Origin of the sequence: Streptomyces sp. NPDC002463 (assembly GCF_042889835.1) — a bacterium.
Lineage (GTDB): Bacteria > Actinomycetota > Actinomycetes > Streptomycetales > Streptomycetaceae > Streptomyces > Streptomyces nymphaeiformis.
In genome coordinates this window covers 1-1,079 of record NZ_JBIARL010000069.1, presented here as the reverse complement: position 1 = coordinate 1,079, position 1,079 = coordinate 1, and the positions used below count along the sequence as shown (strand labels likewise).

The following is a 1,079-nucleotide window of genomic DNA, read 5'->3' as shown; positions in this document are numbered from 1 at the left end:
CCACCTCCTAATGCTGTTGTCAAGCCGCCGTTGTGACCGGGAGTCCATCTTGGTAGCACCGTCCGTCACGGATCAGGGCCCACAGGACGTTCACACGTCGACGGGCCAGAGCGAGGACTGCTTGGATGTGTCGCTTGCCTTCAGCGCGCTTGCGTTCGTAGAAACGCCGCGAGGCGTCGCAGTTGCGGATGCTGATCAGCGCGGAGGTGTAGAAGACGCGTTGGAGGCCGCGGTGGTAGCGCCGCGGCCGGTGCAGGTTGCCGCTGACGCTGCCCGAGTCACGGGGAGTCGGAGCGACGCCGGCCATGCTGGCCAGCCGGTCGGCGGAGCCGTAGCGGCTCATGTCACCGGCGGTCACGGCGAGAAACTCGGCGCCCATCAACGGGCCGATGCCAGGCATGCTCTCGATCACTTCGGCGAGTTCGTGTTCGCGAAACCGGGCCGCAATGAGCTTGTCGATCTCGGCAAGCTGCTCGTTGAGGCCCATCACCTCCTTCGCCAGAGTGTGGATCACCTGCGCGGTGATCTTCTCCCCGGGAAGCGCGGTCTGCTGCCGGTCTGCTGCCGAGAGAGCGGCTTCGGCCCCGCGGACGTGTCGGTTCCTGAGCCAGGTCTCCAGCCGTTTGCGGCCGGTGCGGCGGAGAGCTGCGGGTGTCTGGTAGCCGGTCAGCAGGACCAGCGGGCCGACGTCGCCCAGATCGAGTTCTCGTTCCAGGGCGGGAAAGATGCTGGTTAGCTGGGCGCGCAGGCGGTTGATCCGCCGGGTGCGGCCGGCGTTGATGTCTGCCCGGCGGCCGGTGAGGACGCGCAGTTCAACGGCGTGCTCGTCGTCGGGCCGCAGCGTGGTCAGGTCCCGGCGCATGCGGGCCTGGTCGGCGATGACGGTGGCGTCCTTGGCGTCGGTCTTGCCGGTGCCTCGGTAGCCGGCGGCGGCCCGGTTAACCGCGAGGCCGGGTATGTAGACGAGCTGCTGGCCGTGGTTGAGCAGGAGGTTGATCCACAACGCTGCCATGCCGTCTGCGACGTCGACCGCCCAGACCGCATCCTCGTCGATGGCCGTCACGTCGGCGAGAAGGGCC

The 1,079-nt window shown here is 68.0% G+C and carries 1 protein-coding gene; it reads right to left on the bottom strand.

Translation table 11 applies throughout. The features are described from left to right. Window positions 1-19 precede the first annotated feature (19 nt). On the bottom strand, window positions 20-1,079 hold a 1,060-nt coding region (locus tag ACFYX3_RS42055), incomplete at its 5' end, for an IS110 family transposase (protein ID WP_389025429.1).